This window comes from Streptomyces sp. NPDC006368, assembly GCF_040612535.1.
Lineage (GTDB): Bacteria > Actinomycetota > Actinomycetes > Streptomycetales > Streptomycetaceae > Streptomyces.
Window position 1 is genome coordinate 1 of record NZ_JBEXQK010000035.1, and the last position, 18,706, is coordinate 18,706.

Annotated in this window: 14 protein-coding genes; 10 read left to right on the forward strand and 4 right to left on the reverse strand. The window is 72.8% G+C overall.

The genetic code is table 11. From position 1 onward, the window contains the following. Positions 1-85 precede the first annotated feature (85 nt). A complete protein-coding gene (locus tag ABZZ38_RS22795) occupies positions 86-385 on the reverse strand; it encodes an antitoxin (protein ID WP_356742869.1) in 300 nt (99 codons plus the stop codon). Between the two features lie 49 nt (positions 386-434). Continuing rightward, the gene (locus ABZZ38_RS22800) at positions 435-719 is read right to left on the reverse strand and encodes a hypothetical protein (protein WP_356742871.1); all 285 of its coding nucleotides are present in this window, start codon (positions 717-719) and stop codon (positions 435-437) included. Positions 720-902: 183 nt separating this feature from the next. On the opposite strand from ABZZ38_RS22800, the gene miaA reads away from it, so the two are divergent. The 6 genes from miaA to hflX all read left to right on the forward strand — a co-directional run bounded on the left by miaA (position 903) and on the right by hflX (position 9,641). Next, the gene (gene miaA / locus ABZZ38_RS22805; RefSeq protein ID WP_356742873.1) at positions 903-1,841 is read left to right on the forward strand and encodes a tRNA (adenosine(37)-N6)-dimethylallyltransferase MiaA; all 939 of its coding nucleotides are present in this window, start codon (positions 903-905) and stop codon (positions 1,839-1,841) included. 107 nt (positions 1,842-1,948) lie between these two features. Then, positions 1,949-2,491, forward strand: coding sequence for a hypothetical protein (locus ABZZ38_RS22810; RefSeq protein ID WP_356742875.1), 543 nt, complete (start codon positions 1,949-1,951; stop codon positions 2,489-2,491). A 455-nt stretch (positions 2,492-2,946) separates the two neighbouring features. Next, positions 2,947-3,813 carry a diaminopimelate epimerase gene (dapF, locus tag ABZZ38_RS22815; protein ID WP_356742877.1) on the forward strand — a complete coding sequence of 289 codons (867 nt, stop codon included), beginning with the start codon at positions 2,947-2,949 and terminating at the stop codon, positions 3,811-3,813. A 155-nt stretch (positions 3,814-3,968) separates the two neighbouring features. Further along, the gene (locus ABZZ38_RS22820) at positions 3,969-6,290 is read left to right on the forward strand and encodes an HD domain-containing protein (protein ID WP_356742880.1); all 2,322 of its coding nucleotides are present in this window, start codon (positions 3,969-3,971) and stop codon (positions 6,288-6,290) included. 205 nt (positions 6,291-6,495) lie between these two features. Then, the gene (locus ABZZ38_RS22825; RefSeq protein WP_356742969.1) at positions 6,496-7,980 is read left to right on the forward strand and encodes a M1 family metallopeptidase; all 1,485 of its coding nucleotides are present in this window, start codon (positions 6,496-6,498) and stop codon (positions 7,978-7,980) included. 155 nt (positions 7,981-8,135) lie between these two features. Further along, positions 8,136-9,641, forward strand: coding sequence for a GTPase HflX (hflX, locus tag ABZZ38_RS22830; protein ID WP_356742885.1), 1,506 nt, complete (start codon positions 8,136-8,138; stop codon positions 9,639-9,641). 104 nt (positions 9,642-9,745) lie between these two features. On the opposite strand, the gene ABZZ38_RS22835 is transcribed toward hflX, so the two are convergent. Together ABZZ38_RS22835 and ABZZ38_RS22840 are read right to left on the reverse strand one after the other, a co-directional pair. Continuing rightward, positions 9,746-10,924, reverse strand: coding sequence for a hypothetical protein (locus ABZZ38_RS22835; RefSeq protein ID WP_356742889.1), 1,179 nt, complete (start codon positions 10,922-10,924; stop codon positions 9,746-9,748). Between the two features lie 205 nt (positions 10,925-11,129). Then, positions 11,130-12,305, reverse strand: a complete 1,176-nt coding sequence (locus ABZZ38_RS22840) for a hypothetical protein (RefSeq protein ID WP_356742893.1) — start codon at positions 12,303-12,305, stop codon at positions 11,130-11,132. A gap of 281 nt (positions 12,306-12,586) precedes the next feature. On the opposite strand from ABZZ38_RS22840, the gene ABZZ38_RS22845 reads away from it, so the two are divergent. From ABZZ38_RS22845 to ABZZ38_RS22860, 4 genes are all read left to right on the forward strand, one after another. Beyond that, positions 12,587-13,972, forward strand: coding sequence for a diaminobutyrate--2-oxoglutarate transaminase family protein (locus ABZZ38_RS22845; RefSeq protein ID WP_356742971.1), 1,386 nt, complete (start codon positions 12,587-12,589; stop codon positions 13,970-13,972). A 31-nt stretch (positions 13,973-14,003) separates the two neighbouring features. After that, positions 14,004-16,019 carry an IucA/IucC family protein gene (locus ABZZ38_RS22850; protein WP_356742895.1) on the forward strand — a complete coding sequence of 672 codons (2,016 nt, stop codon included), beginning with the start codon at positions 14,004-14,006 and terminating at the stop codon, positions 16,017-16,019. 105 nt (positions 16,020-16,124) lie between these two features. After that, the gene (locus tag ABZZ38_RS22855) at positions 16,125-16,799 is read left to right on the forward strand and encodes a GNAT family N-acetyltransferase (RefSeq protein WP_356742973.1); all 675 of its coding nucleotides are present in this window, start codon (positions 16,125-16,127) and stop codon (positions 16,797-16,799) included. Between the two features lie 62 nt (positions 16,800-16,861). Next, on the forward strand, positions 16,862-18,676 hold the full coding sequence (locus ABZZ38_RS22860; protein ID WP_356742898.1) for an IucA/IucC family siderophore biosynthesis protein: 1,815 nt from the start codon (positions 16,862-16,864) through the stop codon (positions 18,674-18,676). Positions 18,677-18,706 lie beyond the last annotated feature (30 nt).

Below are 18,706 nucleotides of genomic sequence, written 5' to 3' on the forward strand. Positions count from 1 at the left end.
GGCCGCGAAGCCATCATCGTGCTTCGCGGCCGTCCGCCGTTGCGCTCTCTGCGCGGTACCGCGCTTGTGCCGACTGAGGCCGAGGTCAGGAGACCGGCGGGGTCGGCGGGCCGGGCTGGGCCGGTGGGGGGCCCGGTGGGCCCGGCTGGGCAGGCGGCGGCGCGCCGCCACCGTCGTCCTTGTGGGCGATCCGGCCCAGCGCGTCCTTGGCCTTGCCCGTACCGGACTGGATCCTGTCGCTGTACTTGCCCTTGGTCCTCCGGTCGACCATCTGTGCGGCCTTGTCGAGCCCGTGGTCGATCTTCCCCTCGTGCTGCTGCGCGAGACCGGAGACCTTCTCCCTGGCAGGGCCGAGTCTGGCCTTCAACTGATCCAGGAAGCCCATGGGTCACCTTCCCTCGGAGATGCCGTCGTGGATGCCGTCGTAAGCGGGGCTACTTACGCGCGCCTTCACCGGCCTCGTTGTCCGCCGCCTCCTCGGCGGACTGCTGCTTCGGGATCTCCACCTCGGCAGCCCCGGCCTCCGGCCCCTCCGCGGCCTCGGCCGGCTCCGATTCCTTCGCCCCCGAGGCCGCTGCCTCCGGGGTGTCGGTCTGCGGGGTCCCGGTCTCCTCCGCCGCGGGCTCCGCGTCCGCCGTCAGGGGAGAGGCCGACGTCTCCTCGGCCGATGCCGCGGCAGACTCCTTGCCCTTTCGGCGAAACCGTGCAAAAACGCCCATATCTACTCCATAGCGTACTCGTGTGGGCGAAATTCCGCGCCGTCCGGAGCGTCCCATTGCGTCGCCCGGTGGAGCCGGTTCTGCAAACCGGCGGTCGGAACCTCGCAACAGGCAACGACCCCGATCCCGGGTCGTCACGTAACTCGTTCGGGGACGGGCCACCAGGTTTGCGAGACTGGGGCGGTGAGAAGCGCAGCTCCCGCCCCGCGGGTCATCGCCGTCGTCGGTCCCACCGCGGCCGGAAAGTCCGATCTGGGTGTCTTCCTCGCCCGGCAACTCGGCGGCGAGGTCGTCAACGCCGATTCCATGCAGCTCTACCGGGGGATGGACATCGGAACCGCCAAACTGACGCCCGAGGAACGGGGCGGCGTCCCGCACCACCTCCTCGACATCTGGGACGTGACGGAGACGGCCAGCGTCGCCGAGTACCAAAAGCTCGCCCGCGCGGAGATCGACCGGCTGCTCGCCGAAGGCCGTACGCCCGTCCTCGTCGGCGGATCCGGCCTGTACGTGCGCGGCGCCATCGACGCCCTCGAATTCCCCGGCACCGACCCGGCCATCCGCGCCCGCCTCGAAACCGAACTCGAAGAGCACGGCTCCGGAGTCCTGCACGCCCGCCTGGCCGCCGCCGACCCGGACGCCGCGCGCGCCATCCTGCCGAGCAACGGCCGCCGCATCGTCCGCGCCCTGGAGGTCATCGAGATCACGGGCAAGCCCTTCACCGCCAACCTTCCCGGCCCCGACTCGGTCTACGACACCGTCCAGATCGGCGTCGACGTCGAGCGGCCGGAACTCGACGACCGGATCACGGTGCGCGTGGACCGCATGTGGCAGGCCGGGCTCGTCGACGAGGTGCGGGCGCTGGAGGAGCGCGGGCTGCGCGAGGGCCGCACCGCCTCCCGCGCGCTCGGCTACCAGCAGGTGCTGGCCGCCCTCGCGGGGGAGTGCACCGAGGAGGAGGCGCGCGCCGAGACCGTACGCGCCACCAAGCGTTTCGCGCGCCGCCAGGACTCCTGGTTCCGCCGTGATCCGCGCGTCCACTGGCTCAGCGGCGCCGCCGCCAACCGCCCGGAACTGCCGCGGCAGGCGCTGTCGTTGGTCGAACGAGCGGTTACAGCCTGATCACGTGATGGCATCGGGACGCCCTGCCCGTCATTCCGGCGGCCGGGGCCGTGCCATCATCGAGCATCGATCGACCAGTGGAGTCCGAGTTGGGAGGGCGCGTGGCGATGGAGGCCGGCCCTCGCGACAGAGAACAGTACGAAGCACCGGACGACATGGCACCGGATGGCACGGGACCCGGTGGCACGGGACCTGATGGCACGGGGTCGGGTGCGGCCCCGGCGCGGAGCGACGCGCGCGTGGCCGACGTGCCGGGCCTGAGTCCGGACGGCCCCGAGCTGAACGAGGACGGGGTCCAGGAGATCGCCCCGAACGAGGTCGAGGTCGAACTGCGTCCGCAGCGCAAGCTGCGCATCTGGCAGCTCGCCCCCATCGTGGGTCTCGGCGTGATCGGCTCCCTGATGTTCGGCTTCCCCCTCGCCTTCGGCTCGGGTGACGGCGGTGCGGTCCTCGCCATGCTCGGCCTGCTGCTCTGCGGCTGCGCCGCGGGGTGGGGCATGATGGCGGCGCGCCGTGTCGGGTACACCTGGCCGGGCCTGCCGGCCCGCGGCTCCGGCGAACGCCCCGACTGGCGCGTGATCGCCCTGTACGTCGCCGGGGTGGCCGTCCTCGTCGCCCTGGCGGTCTGGCGGGTCGCCCGCCTCCGCTGAGGCCACCGTCCTCCACGTCCGCATCCGCCTTCGCCGCCCAGCCTCGCCGGGGGCCCCGCGCCCCGGGGAGCGCACCCAGGGCCCGAAGTTCCGGCCCCGCGCGCCCCGGAGGGTCCGGCCTCCGCGAGGCCCGGGGCCCGCGCCACCCGTCCCCGGAGGATCCGGCCCCCTGTGCGACCCCGCCGCTCAGGAGGCCAGCCGACCCCCGTGAAGAATCCCGGGACCCAGAGGTCCGGCCCCGCGCGACCCGGCACCCGGAACGTCGGACTCCGCGAGGCCCGGCGCCCGCGCGACCCGGCGCCCGCGCCACCCGGCACCCGCGCCACCCGGCGCCCCGCGCCATCGCTCTCCCTCCCCCCCGGGGCGAGTCGACCCCTGAAAGCGCCCGGGACGCCGGGCGCGCAGGTCGTCCCCGGCCCCGCTCGGTGGCGTACCCCACCCGTACGATTGGTGCCGTGACCACCGCACCGATCGTCTTCCTCAAGGGCCACGGCACCGAGAACGACTTCGTCATCGTGCCCGACCCGGACAACGCCATCGACCTGCCCGCGTCCGCGGTCGCCCGGATCTGCGACCGCCGGGCCGGCATCGGCGGCGACGGGCTGCTGCACGCCGTCCGGTCCGCCGCCCACCCCGAGGCGCGGGACATGGCCTCCGAGGCCGAGTGGTTCATGGACTACCGCAACGCCGACGGCTCGGTCGCCGAGATGTGCGGCAACGGCGTCCGCGTCTTCGCCCGGTACCTCCAGCACGCCGGCCATGTCACGGCCGGTGACGTCGCCGTCGCCACGCGCGACGGCGTCAAGCGCGTCCACCTCGCCAAGAACGGCGACGTCACCGTCGCCATGGGCCGCGCCCGGCTGCCCGAGGAGGGGGTCACGGTCACCGTCGGCGGTCGCAGCTGGCCCGCGCGGAACGTCAACATGGGCAATCCGCACGCCGTGGCCTTCGTCGAGGACCTGGCGCACGCCGGGGACCTGCTGAGCGAGCCGCCGTACGCCCCCGCCGCCGTCTATCCGGAGGGCGTGAACATCGAGTTCGTCGCCGACCGCGGCGTTCGCCACGTGGCCATGCGCGTCCATGAGCGCGGCGCCGCCGAGACCCGCTCGTGCGGCACGGGCGCGTGCGCGGTGGCCGTCGCGGCGGCCCGGCGGGACGGCGCGGACCCGGCGGCGACAGGCACGCCCGTGACGTACACCGTGGACGTCCTCGGCGGCACCCTCGTGATCACCGAGCACCCGGACGGCGAGATCGAGATGACCGGCCCGGCCGTGATCGTCGCCGAGGGACGTATCGACCCGGCATGGGTCGCCGCGGGCTGAAACGGTAACCGGCCGTAGCTTCGCTCGAATGGGTGATTGAGTTCACGCTGAGCGAGAGCTGGTCAGCGCTCCGTGGTGGGGTCGGTAGCATCAAGCACCGGCCCCGCGGGCACACCGTGCCCGTCCACCGCCGGTCGACCGCCGGAGGTGCCCCCATGAGCGCAGAGGCCACCAACCCAGCGCCCAGCCCCCGGCGCGGCCGCCCGAGGATCGATCTCCGGAGGCTCGGCCGCGCCGCACTGCTGGGTCCCGCGACCCGGGACCGGCTGCCCGACGCCATCAGCCACGTCGCCGACGCCCACCGCGCCCACCATCCCGACGCGGACCTGACCGTGCTGCACCGGGCGTACGTACTCGCCGAGGCCTCGCACCGCGGTCAGTTCCGCAAGAGCGGCGAGCCGTACATCACGCACCCGCTCGCCGTCACGCTGATCCTCGCCGAACTGGGCGCCGAGACCACGACCCTGACCGCGTCCCTCCTCCACGACACCGTCGAGGACACGGATGTGACGCTCGATCAGGTCCGGGAGGAGTTCGGTGACGAGGTCTGTTACCTGGTCGACGGCGTGACGAAACTGGAGAAGGTCGACTACGGCGCCGCCGCGGAGCCCGAGACCTTCCGCAAAATGCTCGTCGCCACCGGCAACGACGTGCGCGTCATGTCCATCAAACTCGCCGACCGGCTGCACAACATGCGCACCCTCGGCGTCATGCGCCCGGAGAAACAGGCGCGGATCGCCAAGGTCACCCGCGACGTCCTCATCCCGCTCGCCGAACGGCTCGGCGTGCAGGCGCTCAAGACCGAGCTGGAGGACCTGGTCTTCGCCATCCTCCACCCCGCCGAGTACGAGAACACCCGCGCCCTCATCGCCGATCACGCCGCCGCGGGACAGGACACCCTCGCCGCCATCGCCGACGACGTCCGGGCCGTACTGCGCGAAGCCCGCATCACCGCCGAAGTCCTCATCAGGCCCCGCCACTTCGTCTCCGTGCACCGGGTCAGGCTCAAGCGCGGCGAACTGCGCGGCACCGACTACGGACGGCTGCTCGTGCTGGTCGGCGAGGACGCCGACTGCTACGGGGTGCTTGGCGAGCTGCACACCTGCTTCACGCCCGTGATCTCCGAGTTCAAGGACTTCATCGCGGCGCCCAAGTTCAACCTCTACCAGTCGCTGCACACGGCCGTGGCCGCACCCGACGGCGCGGTCGCCGAAGTCCTCATCCGTACGCACCGGATGCACAAGGTCGCCGAGGCGGGCGTCGTCGCCCTGGGCAACCCGTACGCCTCACCGCCGGAAGGCGCCTCACCGGCCCAGGCCACCTCACCGGCCGATGCCGCCCCACCGCTCAAGTCCGCACCACCGGCCGAGGGCGCCTCACCGGCCGACGGGGAGCCGGGCGCCCCCGCCGAGGACGGCGAGCGCGTCGACCCGACGCGGCCGGGCTGGCTGTCGCGGCTGCTGGAGTGGCAGCAGTCCGCCCCCGACCCCGACACCTTCTGGACCTCGCTCCGCGCCGACCTGGCGCAGGACGGTGAGATCACCGTGTTCCGCTCCGACGGCGGCACCCTCGCGCTGCCGGGCGGGGCGACCTGCGTGGACGCCGCGTACGCGCAGTACGGCGAGGCGGCCCACGCGTGCGTGGGCGCGCGGGTCAACGGCCGCCTGGCCTCGCTCGGTACGGTGCTGAACGACGGCGACACCGTGCAACTGCTGCTCGCCGAGGGCTCCGCCGTCCCGCCGGACGCCTCCCAGGACAGTGCCCAGGACAGCGCCGCGGGCCCCTCGCCCGACTGGCTGGAGCACGCCCGCACCCCGGCCGCGCGGATCGCCATCGCCGGCTGGCTGGCGGCGCACCCGGAGGGCGCGAAGGCCCCGGCCGCCACCTCCGGCCCGCCGTCCGCGGCATCCCGGGCCGGGCGCCGGTCCACGCCCCTCTGCGCACCGCCCGCCGGGGAGGTCCCCCCGCCCGCCACCCGCCGAGCCCCGCGCCCCGCCCCCGACCCCGCGCGGTACGACGACGCCTCGAACGCCTTCGTCGTCGACCTCCCCGACGCGCCCGTCCGCCTGGCCCGCTGCTGCACCCCCGTACCGCCCGACGCGGTCACCGGCTTCGCGGTACGCGGCGGGCACGTCACCGTCCACCGCGTCGAGTGCTCCGCCGTACGCCGCATGCAGGCCCTCGGGCGGGCGCCCGTGACCGTCCGCTGGGGCGGCGCGGCCGAGTGCCGGGTCACCCTGGTCGCCGAGGCGTTCGGGCGGCCCCGGCTGCTCGCCGACCTCACCGAGGCCATCGCCACGGCGGGCGCCGCGATCGTCTCGGCCACCGTCGAACCGCCCAGCGAGCAGCGCGTCCGGCACACCTACACGCTCCAGCTCCCGGACGCGGCCCAGCTCCCCGCCCTGATGCGTGCGATGCGCGACGTGGCGGGCGTGTACGACGTCAGTCGCGCCCAGCGCCCGGCGCGCGCCCGCTGAGCGCAGGCGCGCGACGCCGTTCGGGTGCGTAGGGCGTGCGCCGGGCGCGCGCCGTCGCGGCCCGGGGACGGCGCGCTGGTAGCGGTTGGCCATGGTCCTCACACCTGAAGCGTCCCGATCCTCCGAACCGTCCCGATCCTCCCGCCCGTCCCGATCCTCCCGGCGCCTGCGGGCAGCCCTGGTGACCCTGGCGTCGGCGGGCCTGATGGCCGCCGCCGTGCCCTCGCCCCAGCCGCTCGGCATCGGCGACACGCTCTTCCCCCACCTCGGGAACCCCGGCTACGACGTCCTCGCGTACGACATCTCGTTCACCTACCACGGTGACAACACCAAGCCGCTGGACGCCGTCACCAGGATCGACGCCCGGGTGACCGAGCGACTGGAGCGGGTCAACCTCGACTTCACACACGGCACCGTCCGGGCCGTCCGGGTCAACGGGCTGCCCGCCGAGTTCGCGAGCAGCGGCGAGGACCTCGTCATCGAACCGGCCGAGCCGGTCGACGAGGGAGCCCCGCTGTCCATCTCCGTCGCCCACACCAGTGACCCGAGCGGCCCCGAGGCGGCGGGTGGCTGGGTCCGCACCGCCGACGGACTGGCGATGGCCAACCAGGCCGACGCCGCCCACCGGGTCTTCCCCGGCAACGACCATCCGGCGGACAAGGCGTACTTCACCTTCCGTATCACCGCGCCCAAGGAGCTGACGGCCGTCGCCAACGGGCGCCGGGTCGCACGGGCCACGCTGGGCGAGAACCGGACGTGGCTGTACCGGACCGCCCAGCCCATGGCGACCGAGCTGGCCCAGGTCTCCATCGGCCGCTCCACCGTCGTCGAACGCACCGGCCCGCACGGCCTGCCCCTGCGGGACGTCGTGCCGACCGCCGACGCGCAGCTACTGGAGCCCTGGCTGGAGAGGACACCGGGCCACCTGGAGTGGATGGAACGGCAGGTCGGTCGCTACCCCTTCGAGACGTACGGGCTGCTCCTGGCCGACGCCCACACCGGCTTCGCGCTGGAGACCCAGACACTCTCCCTCTTCGAGCGCTCCATGTTCACCAACGGTGACTTCCCGAAGTGGTACATCGACTCGGTGATGGTCCACGAGCTGGCCCACCACTGGTTCGGCAACAGCGTCTCGCCCCGTACCTGGTCCGACCTCTGGCTCAACGAGGGGCACGCCACCTGGTACGAGGCCCTGTACGCCGAGGAGACCGCCAAGCAGCCGCTGGAGCAGCGGATGCGGAACGCCTACACGGCGTCCGACGGCTGGCGGGCGGCGGGCGGACCTCCGGCGGCCCCGAAGCCGCCGGCGCCCGGTCAGAAGATCAGCCTGTTCCGGCCGGTCGTCTACGACGGCAGCGCCCTGGTGCTGTACGCGCTGCGGCAGGAGATCGGCAAGGACGCCTTCCAGCGGCTGGAACGGCGCTGGGTGACGGAGCACGCGCACGGGACGGCGAGCACGGCGGACTTCGTCGCCCTCGCGTCCGAGGTCGCCGGTCGCGACCTGAGCACCTTCCTGCGCGGCTGGCTGTACGGCGAGAAGACCCCGGCCATGCCGGGCCACCCGGACTGGCGGAGCAAGGCCCCGGCGAAGACCCCCGCGAAGACCCCGGCCGAGGCACGGACGAAGGCACTGACGACGTCCCCGGCCAAGGCCCCGAAGGAGGCCATGGACGCGGCGGTGAAGCGCTGAAATCCACGTGACGGGTCCGGCGGGACCGTGCGACCATCACCATGTCGGCGGCGCTGCCGGGCCTGGCTTGCTTGCCGGGATCCGATCCGGGAATGATCCGGCTGAGTCACGCGTTGTGACTGACGAACCGAGAATCTCAACGACGTAAGGATCCAATGACCTCCTCCTCTTCCCCTTCCCAGGACGCACAGAGCTTCGCGGACACCACCCGCACCGAGAGCCTTCGGGCCGATGCCCTGATGGAAGAGGACGTCGCCTGGAGCCACGAGATCGACGGAGAGCGTGACGGCGACCAGTTCGACCGCTCCGAGCGAGCGGCGCTGCGGCGTGTGGCGGGCCTCTCCACCGAGCTTGAGGACGTCACCGAGGTCGAGTACCGGCAGCTGCGCCTGGAGCGTGTGGTGCTGGTCGGCGTGTGGACCTCGGGGACCGTGCAGGACGCGGAGAACTCCCTCGCGGAGCTGGCGGCCCTCGCCGAGACGGCGGGTGCCCTCGTGCTCGACGGAGTGATCCAGCGCCGCGACAAGCCGGACCCGGCCACCTACATCGGTTCGGGCAAGGCGAACGAGCTCCGTGACATCGTGCTCGAAACCGGAGCCGACACCGTCGTCTGCGACGGTGAGCTCAGCCCCGGCCAGCTGATCCACCTCGAGGACGTCGTCAAGGTCAAGGTGGTCGACCGGACCGCCCTGATCCTCGACATCTTCGCCCAGCACGCCAAGTCCCGAGAGGGCAAGGCGCAGGTCTCCCTGGCGCAGATGCAGTACATGCTCCCTCGGCTGCGCGGCTGGGGTCAGTCGCTGTCCCGGCAGATGGGTGGCGGTGGCTCCGGTTCCTCGGGTGGCGGTATGGCCACGCGTGGTCCCGGTGAGACGAAGATCGAGACGGACCGGCGCCGCATCCGCGAGAAGATGGCGAAGATGCGCCGGGAGATCGCGGAGATGAAGACCGGCCGCGAGATCAAGCGCCAGGAGCGCCGGCGCAACAAGGTCCCGTCCGTCGCCATCGCCGGATACACCAACGCGGGCAAGTCCTCGCTGCTCAACCGTCTGACGGGCGCGGGCGTGCTGGTGGAGAACGCCCTGTTCGCCACCCTCGACCCGACCGTGCGCCGGGCCGAGACGCCGAGCGGCCGCCTGTACACGCTGGCGGACACCGTCGGGTTCGTACGGCACCTGCCGCACCACCTCGTCGAGGCGTTCCGCTCCACCATGGAGGAGGTCGGCGACTCCGACCTGATCCTGCACGTGGTGGACGGTTCGCACCCGGCGCCGGAGGAGCAGCTGGCCGCCGTGCGCGAGGTCATCCGTGACGTCGGCGCGACGGACGTGCCCGAGATCGTGGTGATCAACAAGGCGGACGCCGCCGACCCGGTCGTACTGCAGCGGCTGCTGCGCATCGAGCGCCACTCGATCGCGGTGTCGGCGCGGACCGGCAAGGGCATCGACGAGCTGCTCGCGCTGATCGACGCCGAGCTGCCGCGCCCGCGGGTCGAGATCGAGGCGCTCGTGCCGTACACCGAGGGCGGGCTGGTCTCGCGGGTGCACGCCGAGGGCGAGGTGATCTCCGAGGAGCACACCCCGGAGGGCACGCTCCTCAAGGGGCGGGTGCACGAGGAGCTGGCCTCCTCGCTGGCGCCGTACGTCCCGGCGGCACACTGACCCAGCGGCCGTACCCGCGCGGGAACACGCCGAAGGCCCGCCCCCTCTCCGCGAGGGGGCGGGCCTTCGCCGTTCCGATGGCCGCGCGGTGCGGGCCACCGGCCCTACCGGCCTGCGAACTTGTCGCTCATCATCGTGTAGATGTCCTGCGCGCCCTTGTCGAGGCGCGGACCCGCGAGCCAGCCGGCCGTGACCGGGCCGATGGACGTGTTCGACACGAGCGCCAGCTTGCCGCCCGGCATCTGGCGGAACCAGCCGCCGCCGGAGGAACCTCCGGTCATGGTGCAGCCGATCCGCCACATCGTGGGCGTACCGGGGCTGAGGGAGAGCCGGCCCGGGCGGTCGACGCACTTGTGCATCAGCGCGCCGTCGTACGGGGGAGCGGCCGGGTAGCCCCAGGCGCCCATCGAGGGGACAGCGGCGGCCTGCGGCGCCTGGAAGTCGATGTCGAGGGCGACGCCGACGGTCTCCTCCAGCGACTTGGTGCCGTTCTCGGGCTTCACGTGCATCACGGCGTAGTCGTACGGGGCGCCACCGCCGCCGGTCGGACCGCCCTGCGAGATCCACTCCCCGGAGGTCGCCACCCAGTCCGCCCAGTACACGCCGTACGGGGCGATCTCCCGCGGCTGCGCGTTCCGCAGCCGCGCCGGGGACTTGCCCAGGTCGTTGTAGGCCGGGACGAAGGCGATGTTGCGGTACCAGCCGCCCGCCCGACCGGCGTGGACGCAGTGACCCGCGGTCCACACCAGGTTGGACTTGCCCGGGTTCTTCGGGTCCTTGACCACGGTGGCGGAGCAGACCATCGAGCCCTGGGGGGAGTCGAAGAACACCTTGCCGACCGGCGCGGCGTTCTGGTGGTACGGCTTCTTCTCCGGCTCGGCCCGGACCGGGCGCGGCTCCGGGTCGGTGACGCCCTGGTCGCCCGCGATGTCACCGGCGGCCATCGTCTTCCTCGGGGAGGTGGCGGACCGCATCCGCTCGGGCTTCCACAGCCCCTCGATCACCGGGTTGACGAAGTCCTTCGCCTCACGCAGCCAGGTGTCCTTGTCCCAGTTCTTCCACTCGCCGTTCTTCCACTTCTCCGGGTCGACACCGTGCTCCTTGAGCTTGTCGGCCAGGTCCGCGGGCATCCCGGCCCCGCCCTGCCCGCCCTGCCCCACCGAGGGGCCCGCGTTGGCCGGCTTGTCGACCGGCGCGTCCTGGCCGGGGCCGCAGGCCGTGGCCGACAGCGAGAGGGCCACGGCCAAGCCGGTGAGGGCCAGCGGCGGACGTATGGATCGCATGAGAAAGACTCCCCCTGAAACGCGGCCGAACGCCGCGTATTGCCATGAACGTGTCACGCAAAGGGGCGGTCTTCCGGGACCGCCCGCGTGAGGATGTGCCTTACTTTATGCAGGTGGTGCCGGGGGACCTCGCCACCCGGCACCACCTGCACGGACTCTCCACGAGAGGCACCAGGCGCCTCCCGGCCCGTGCCACGGACACGGCCTAACGGCCGGCGAACTTCTTGCTGACCTCTTCGTACACGCCCTTCGCCTCGGCGCCGAGGCGCGGTCCCGCAAGCCAGCCGGCCGTGACCGGGCCGATGGAGGTGTTGGAGACCAGGGCGGGCTTGCCGTCCCGGCCCTTCGCGACCCAGCCGCCGCCGGACGAACCGCCGGTCATGGTGCAGCCGATGCGGTGCATCGTCGGCTGACCGGCCTCGATGGACAGCCGTCCCGGCCTGTCCTCGCACTGGAACATCTTCTCGCCGTCGAACGGCGGCGCCGCGGGGTAGCCGGTCGCCGTCATGCTCGCGATCTTCTGCGTGGCCGGCGCTTCGAACTCCACCGGCAGCGCCGAACCGACCGTCTCCTCCAGCGACTTGCCGTTGCCGCCCTTCTCCGGGGTCACGTGGATCACCGCGAAGTCGTACGGAGCGCCCTGGCCGCCCGTCGTGGCGCCCTGCGCGATCCACTGCTCCGAGGTCTGCGCCCAGTCGCCCCACCACACACCGTAGGGAGCGATCTCCTCGCGGGACGCCTTCTCCAGCTCGGCGGTCGACTTGGCGCCGTTGTTGTACGACGGCACGAAGGCGATGTTGCGGTACCAGCCGCCGTTCTTGCCGGCGTGGACGCAGTGGCCCGCCGTCCACACCAGGTTGGACTTGCCCGGGTTCGCCGGGTCCTTGACCACGGTCGCCGAGCACACCATCGAGCCCTGGGGGCCGTCGAAGAGGACCTTGCCGGCCTCCGGAGCGCCGGAGTGGTACGGGGCCTTCACAGCCTGCGCGTCGACCGGCTCGGGCGTCGGGTCCGTGACGCCCGCGTCACCGGAGATGTCCCCGTCCTCGACCGGCCGCTGCGGCTCCTCCGCCTCGCGCATCCGGTCCGGGTCCCACAGGTCCTCGATGATCGGGTTGACGAAGTCCTTGGCCTCACGCAGCCAGGTGTCCTTGTCCCAGTTCTTCCACTCGCCGTTCTTCCACTTGTCCAGATCTATCCCGTGCTCCTTGAGCCGGTCCTTGAGGTCGTCCGGGATGGTGATCTTCCCGTCCGAGGCCTGGCCGGCTGAAGCGGTGGGCTCGCCGCCCGCGTTGTCCTCGGTCGGCCCGCAGGCAGTGGCCGTCAGCGCCAGCGCGGCGGCGACGGAGGCTGCGGCGAGCAGCGGACGAATGGGTCGCATGTCGTGATCCCCCTGGGACTTCCTCATCAAGCACTTCTTCAACTGGGCACCGGAGTGCGGCCCCCCACTATGCCGGTGCCGTTGGGGACGGCGCGCGGCAGGTCCACGGTTCCGCCGCGCGAAGGATCTGAGGGAATGACCGTGATCCCGGACAGCGGCCGTCGTTGGTACGGACGGGGGACAGGCAACCATGACAGCCGGGAGGACCCGAAAACGTGTCCGTGACCGAACCAGCCACGGTGGCGCCGCCCACCGCGCACCCCGTGAACCCGGCGCACCCCCTGAACCCCGCCCCGAACCCGGCGAACCCCGCACACGAAGGCATCCTGCGCCGCCAGGCGCTGCGGGAGTCGGCGGCCCGTACCTACGCGCGGTCCCTGCCCATCGTCCCGGTACGGGCCAGGGGGCTGACCATCGAGGGGGCGGACGGGCGGCGCTATCTGGACTGCCTCTCCGGAGCGGGGACGCTGGCACTGGGGCACAACCACCCCGTGGTTCTGGAGGCCATCAAAAAGGTCCTCGACTCCGGAGCGCCGCTGCACGTCCTGGACCTCGCCACCCCGGTCAAGGACGCCTTCACCACCGAGCTGTTCGCGACGCTTCCCCGCGAACTCGCCGACGACGCACGCGTCCAGTTCTGCGGCCCGGCCGGCACGGACGCGGTCGAGGCCGCGCTGAAACTGGTCCGCACGGCGACCGGGCGCGACGGCCTCCTCGCGTTCACCGGCGCCTACCACGGCATGACGGCGGGAGCGCTGGCCGTCTCCGGCGGGGCCACGGACGTGCGGGTCACCCGCCTGCCCTACCCGCACGACTACCGCTGCCCCTTCGGCGTCGGCGGCGAGCGCGGCGCCGAACTGGCCGCCCACTGGACGCGGCACCTGCTGGACGATCCCAAGAGCGGTGTGCCCGCCCCCGCCGGGATGATCCTCGAACCGGTGCAGGGCGAGGGCGGTGTCATCCCCGCCCCCGACGCCTGGCTGCGCCGCATGCGGAAGATCACCGCCGACCGTTCCATTCCGCTCATCGCCGACGAGGTACAGACGGGCGTGGGCCGCACCGGAGCGTTCTGGGCGGTCGACCACAGCGGTGTCGTCCCGGACGTGATGGTGCTGTCCAAGGCCATCGGCGGCTCCCTCCCCCTCGCCGTGATCGTCTACAGGTCGGCGCTCGACGCCTGGCAGCCCGGCGCCCACGCGGGCACCTTCCGCGGCAACCAGCTCGCCATGGCGGCGGGCGCGGCCACCCTCGCCTTCGTACGCGAGAACAGGCTCGCCGAGCGGGCGGCGACCCTCGGCGCCCGCATGCTCTCCCAACTGCGGGGGCTGGCCGCGAGCCACCCCTGCGTCGGCGACGTACGCGGCCGGGGCCTGATGATCGGCGTCGAGCTCGTCGACCCGGACACCACGGCCGACGGCCCCGACAGCCCCGACGACAGCGCCCCTCCGCCCGCCCCGTCCCTCGCCTCCGCCGTCCAGCGGGAGTGCCTCCACCGCGGGCTCATCGTCGAGCTCGGCGGCCGGCACGCCGCCGTCGTACGCCTCCTGCCACCCCTGACCCTCACCGACGAGCAGGCCGCGGCGGTCCTCGACCGCTTCGCCGACGCCCTCACCGCCGCCGAACGCTCCTGGCGGCACCACGGGAACGACACAGGACCGTCCTGCTGACCCCGACCCCCCTCATCAGAAAGCCCCCGCCGTGAACCCCACTCCCGCGCCCGGAACAGCCGACGCCGACGGCAGCCCCACCGCCCCCCACCGAGGACCGCACCCGCCGGACCCCGGTCCCCTCACGGTCGAGCCGACGACGGTGCCGCGCCAGCAGGCGGGGGTGTACGCCGAGCGACACACATCCGCCTCGGCGGGGGGCACCGACCACCTCGACGACCCCGACCCCCACCGCGCGGCGGACGCGGCGACCATGGAGAACCTGCTCCGCTGCTGGGTACGGGAGAAGAACCTGACCGAGCCGGCCGGGCCACTGCTGCGCATCCCGCTCGACGCCAGCGGGACCGCCCTGGTCGTCCCCGTGCACTACTGGTCGTCCACCGGCTGGCACCGCTTCGGACCGCCCGCCCTCGAAACCGCGCCACGCGGCGCCCCACCCGCCGACGCCGTGACGGTCGCCGCGCTTCTCAGCCGCGAAACCGACCGCGCCGGGGCCGAGGCCGGGAACCCGGACCGCGCCCCGGACCGTACCCCGGGCCCCGGGCAGGGCCAGGACCAGGGTCCGCACCGTACCCGCGCGGCCCACACCCCCGACGACCGCGAACCCACCTCCCGCGAAGGCGCCGACCTCGTGGCCAGGGTCGCCGACTCCGCGCGCCGCACGGCCGAGTTCATCGCCCACCGGCGCCGACAGCCCACCCCCGCCCCCGAGGCGGACCTCTTCCTCACCGCCGAACAGTCCCTCCTGCTCGGGCACCCGCTCCACCCGACACCCAAGAGCCGCGAGGGGCTCACCGACGCCGAGGCCCGCCTGTACGCACCCGAGCTGTACGGCTCCTTCCCCCTCCACTGGATGGCCGTCGACCGCTCCGTCCTGGCCACCGACTCCGCCTGGACCGAACAGGGCCGGCCCCTGGCCGCCGAGCAACTCACCGCCCGCCTCGCCGGCGGCCTCCCGCTCCCCGACGGCACGGTCGCGCTGCCCCTGCACCCCTGGCAGGCCCGCGACGTACAGCACCGTCCCCAGGTCATCGAGCTGATGACCGCCGGCCTCGTTCACGACCTCGGCCTGCACGGCGCCCCCTGGCACCCCACCTCCTCCGTCCGCACCGTCCACCGCCCCGGCGTCCCCGCCATGCTCAAGCTGTCCCTCGGCGTCCGCATCACCAACTCCCGCCGCGAGAACCTCCGCAAGGAGCTGCACCGGGGCGTGGAGGTACACCGCCTGCTGCGCACCGGGCTCGCCGGGCAGTGGCGGTCCGCGCACCCCTGTTTCGACATCATCCGGGACCCGGCGTGGCTCGCCGTCGACGACCCCTCCGGCGCACCCGTCCCCGGGCTCGACGTGATGCTGCGGCACAACCCCTTCGGCCCCGGCGACGACGCCGTCTGCATCGCTAGCCTCACCACGCCGCGCCCCTGGCCCGGCAGCACGCGGATGCGGTCCCGCCTCGCCGTCACCGTGTCCCGGCTCGCCGCCCGCACCGGCAGGCCCACGGGCGCCGTCGCCGCCGAGTGGTTCCTGCGCTACCTCGACCACGTCGTCCGCCCCGTGCTCTGGCTGGACGGCACGGCCGGCGTCGCCCTGGAGGCCCACCAGCAGAACACCCTGGTGATCCTCGACCCGGAAGGCTGGCCCGTCGGCGGCCGCTACCGCGACAACCAGGGCTACTACTTCCGCGAGTCCCACCGCGCCGCGCTGGAGCAGCGGCTCCCCGGCATCGGCACGCACAGCGACACCTTCGTCCCGGACGCCGTCACCGACGAGCGGTTCGCCTACTACCTCGGCATCAACAACGTCCTCGGCCTGATCGGGGCCTTCGGCGCCCAGCACCTCGCCGACGAACGCCTCCTCCTCGCCGCCCTGCGCCAATTCCTCTGTTCCGCCACCGCGCTCGGCTCACCCCTGCCGAGCCGGCTCCTCGAGAGCCCGACCCTGCGCTGCAAGGCCAACCTGCTCACCCGGCTGCACGGCCTCGACGAGCTCGTCGGCCCCGTCGACACCCAGTCCGTCTACGTCACCATCACCAACCCCCTGCACCTCTGAAGCACCGCGCCACCCCAACCGCCGAGAGGAGAGCGACCCGTGCCTCCCACCGATGCGAGCACCGGCACCGGAGTCAGCACCCACACCACCCATGCCGGCGCGGGCATGGAGGACACCCTGGACATGCGACTGCGCGACGAGCTCCTCGCCCTGCTGGGCGCCGATGAGCTGACGCCCACGGACCAGCCGCCCGACCCCACCGCCGACGGCGATCTCCTCGACGGGGTCGCCGAATGGGGCGCTGCCACCACTCCGGCCGGCGCCTTCCGGCTCGTCCCGGTACGCCTCGCGCGCGACCTTCCGCTGATCACCCGGTGGATGAACGATCCCGCTGTCGCCGCCTTCTGGGAACTGGACGGCCCCGAAGCCGTCACCGAGGCGCATCTGCGCGCCCAGCTCGACGGCGACGGACGCAGCGTGCCCTGCCTGGGCGTCCTCAACGGCGCGCCCATGAGCTACTTCGAGATCTACCGCGCCGACCTCGACCCGCTGGCCCGGCACTACCCCGCCCGCCCGCACGACACCGGCGTCCATCTCCTCATCGGCGCCGTCGCCGACCGTGGCCGCGGCATCGGCGCCACCCTCCTGCGAGCCGTCGCCGATCTCGTCATCGACCACCGACCCGCCTGCACGCGCGTCATCGCGGAACCCGACCTGCGCAACACCCCGTCCATCTCGGCGTTCATGACCGCCGGCTTCCGCTTCTCCGCGGAACTCGACCTCCCGGACAAACGAGCCGCCCTCATGGTCCGCGACCGAGCCCTGCGACACCTGCTGTGATCACGCACTTCTCCATATCCCCACCACCACGCCCGCATCGGTCCCACCACCGAGGAGTCCCCGTGCCGAAGTCCCCTGCCGCCCCCGACTCCGCGGACCCGCCCGCCCCGTCCTCGACGACCCCGGTCGTCCCGCCCGAGCTGACCGCGCAGGCATGGGACCGGGCCTCACGCCGCCTCCTCGCGAAGATGATCGGCGAGTTCGCGTACGAGGAGATCATCGAACCGATCGCGCGGAGCGGCGCCGACGACGCGTACCGGCTGCGGCTCGACGACGGCTCCACGCTCGCCTTCACCGCGCGGCGCACCGCGTACGGCAGCTGGCGCGTCGCATCCGACTCGGTGACCCGCGACGGACAGCCCTTCACCGACCCCCTCGGCTTTCTCGCCCTCGCCCGCGGCCTGCTCGCCCTCGACGGCGCCACCCTCGGCCACCTGGTCCGCGAGCTGACCACCACGCTCGCCGCCGACACCCGGCTCGACCACACCGCGCTCACCGCGGACCGGCTCGCCGACCTCGGTTACGCGGAACTGGAAGGCCACCAGACCGGCCACCCGTGGATCGTCCTCAACAAAGGGCGCATCGGATTCTCCGCCACCGACGCGGTGCGATGGGCGCCCGAAGCGCGCAGACCGGCCCGCCTGCCCTGGATCGCCGTCAGCACCGAGCTCGCCGCCTACCGCGGAGTCACCGGGCTCCAGCGCCCCGAGCAGCTCTACGCCCGCGAGCTCGACCCCGCCGTACTCGACTCCTTCTCCGCCGCGCTCCGTGCCCGCGGCCTCGACCCCGCCGCGTACCTCCTGCTGCCCGTCCACCCCTGGCAGTGGGACGAAGTACTGCTGCCCCTCTACGCGCCGGCGATCGCCCGCGACCTCATCGTGCCCCTCGGCACGGACCACGATTTGCGGCTGCCGCAGCAGTCCGTCCGCACGTTCCTCAACACCAGCCGCCCCGACCGTCACACGGTCAAGCTGCCGCTCTCCGTCCTCAACACCCTCGTCTGGCGCGGCCTGCCGACCGCGCGCACCCTCGCCGCTCCGGCGGTCACCGCCTGGGTCCACGGGCTGCGCGACACCGACCCGTACCTCCGCGACGAATGCGGTGTGATCCTCCTCGGCGAGGTCGCCTCGATCGCCGTCGAGCACCCCCTCTACGACCACCTCCCGGAGGTCCCGTACCAGTACAAGGAGCTCCTCGGCGCCATCTGGCGCGAACCGCTGCGCCTGCCGCCCGGTGAACGCGCCCGCACCCTGGCGTCCCTGCTGCACATCGACCCCCACGGCCGCGCCTTCACCGCCGAACTGGTGGAGCGCTCCGGGCTCGCGCCCGCCGTCTGGCTCCAGCGGCTCTTCACCGCGCTGCTGCCGCCCCTGCTGCACTTCCTCCACCGCTACGGCACCGTGTTCTCCCCGCACGGCGAGAACGCCGTCGTCGTCTTCGACGACCACGACGTGCCCGTACGGCTCGCGATCAAGGACTTCGTGGACGACATCAACGTCAGCGCGCAACCCCTGCCGGAGCACGACACGATGCCCGACGACGTACGCGCGACCCTCCTCACCGAGGAGCCCGGCTTCCTGACGCAGTTCATCCACTCCGGTCTCTTCGTCGGGGTCTTCCGTTACCTCGCGCCGCTGTGCGAGGAGCAACTGAACGTCCCGGAGCGGGACTTCTGGTCACTCGTCCGGGCGGAAATCCTGCGGTACCAGGGGCGCTTCCCGGAACTCAAGGACCGCTTCGAGCTCTTCGACCTGCTCACGCCGCGCATCGAGAGGCTGTGCCTCAACCGCAACCGGCTGCATCTGGACGGTTACCGAGACCGCCCCGAGCGCCCGCACGCGGCGGTCCACGGCACCGTCCCCAATCCACTGGCGTGATCACCGGGGCCGGGAAGGCCGGGGCGGCCC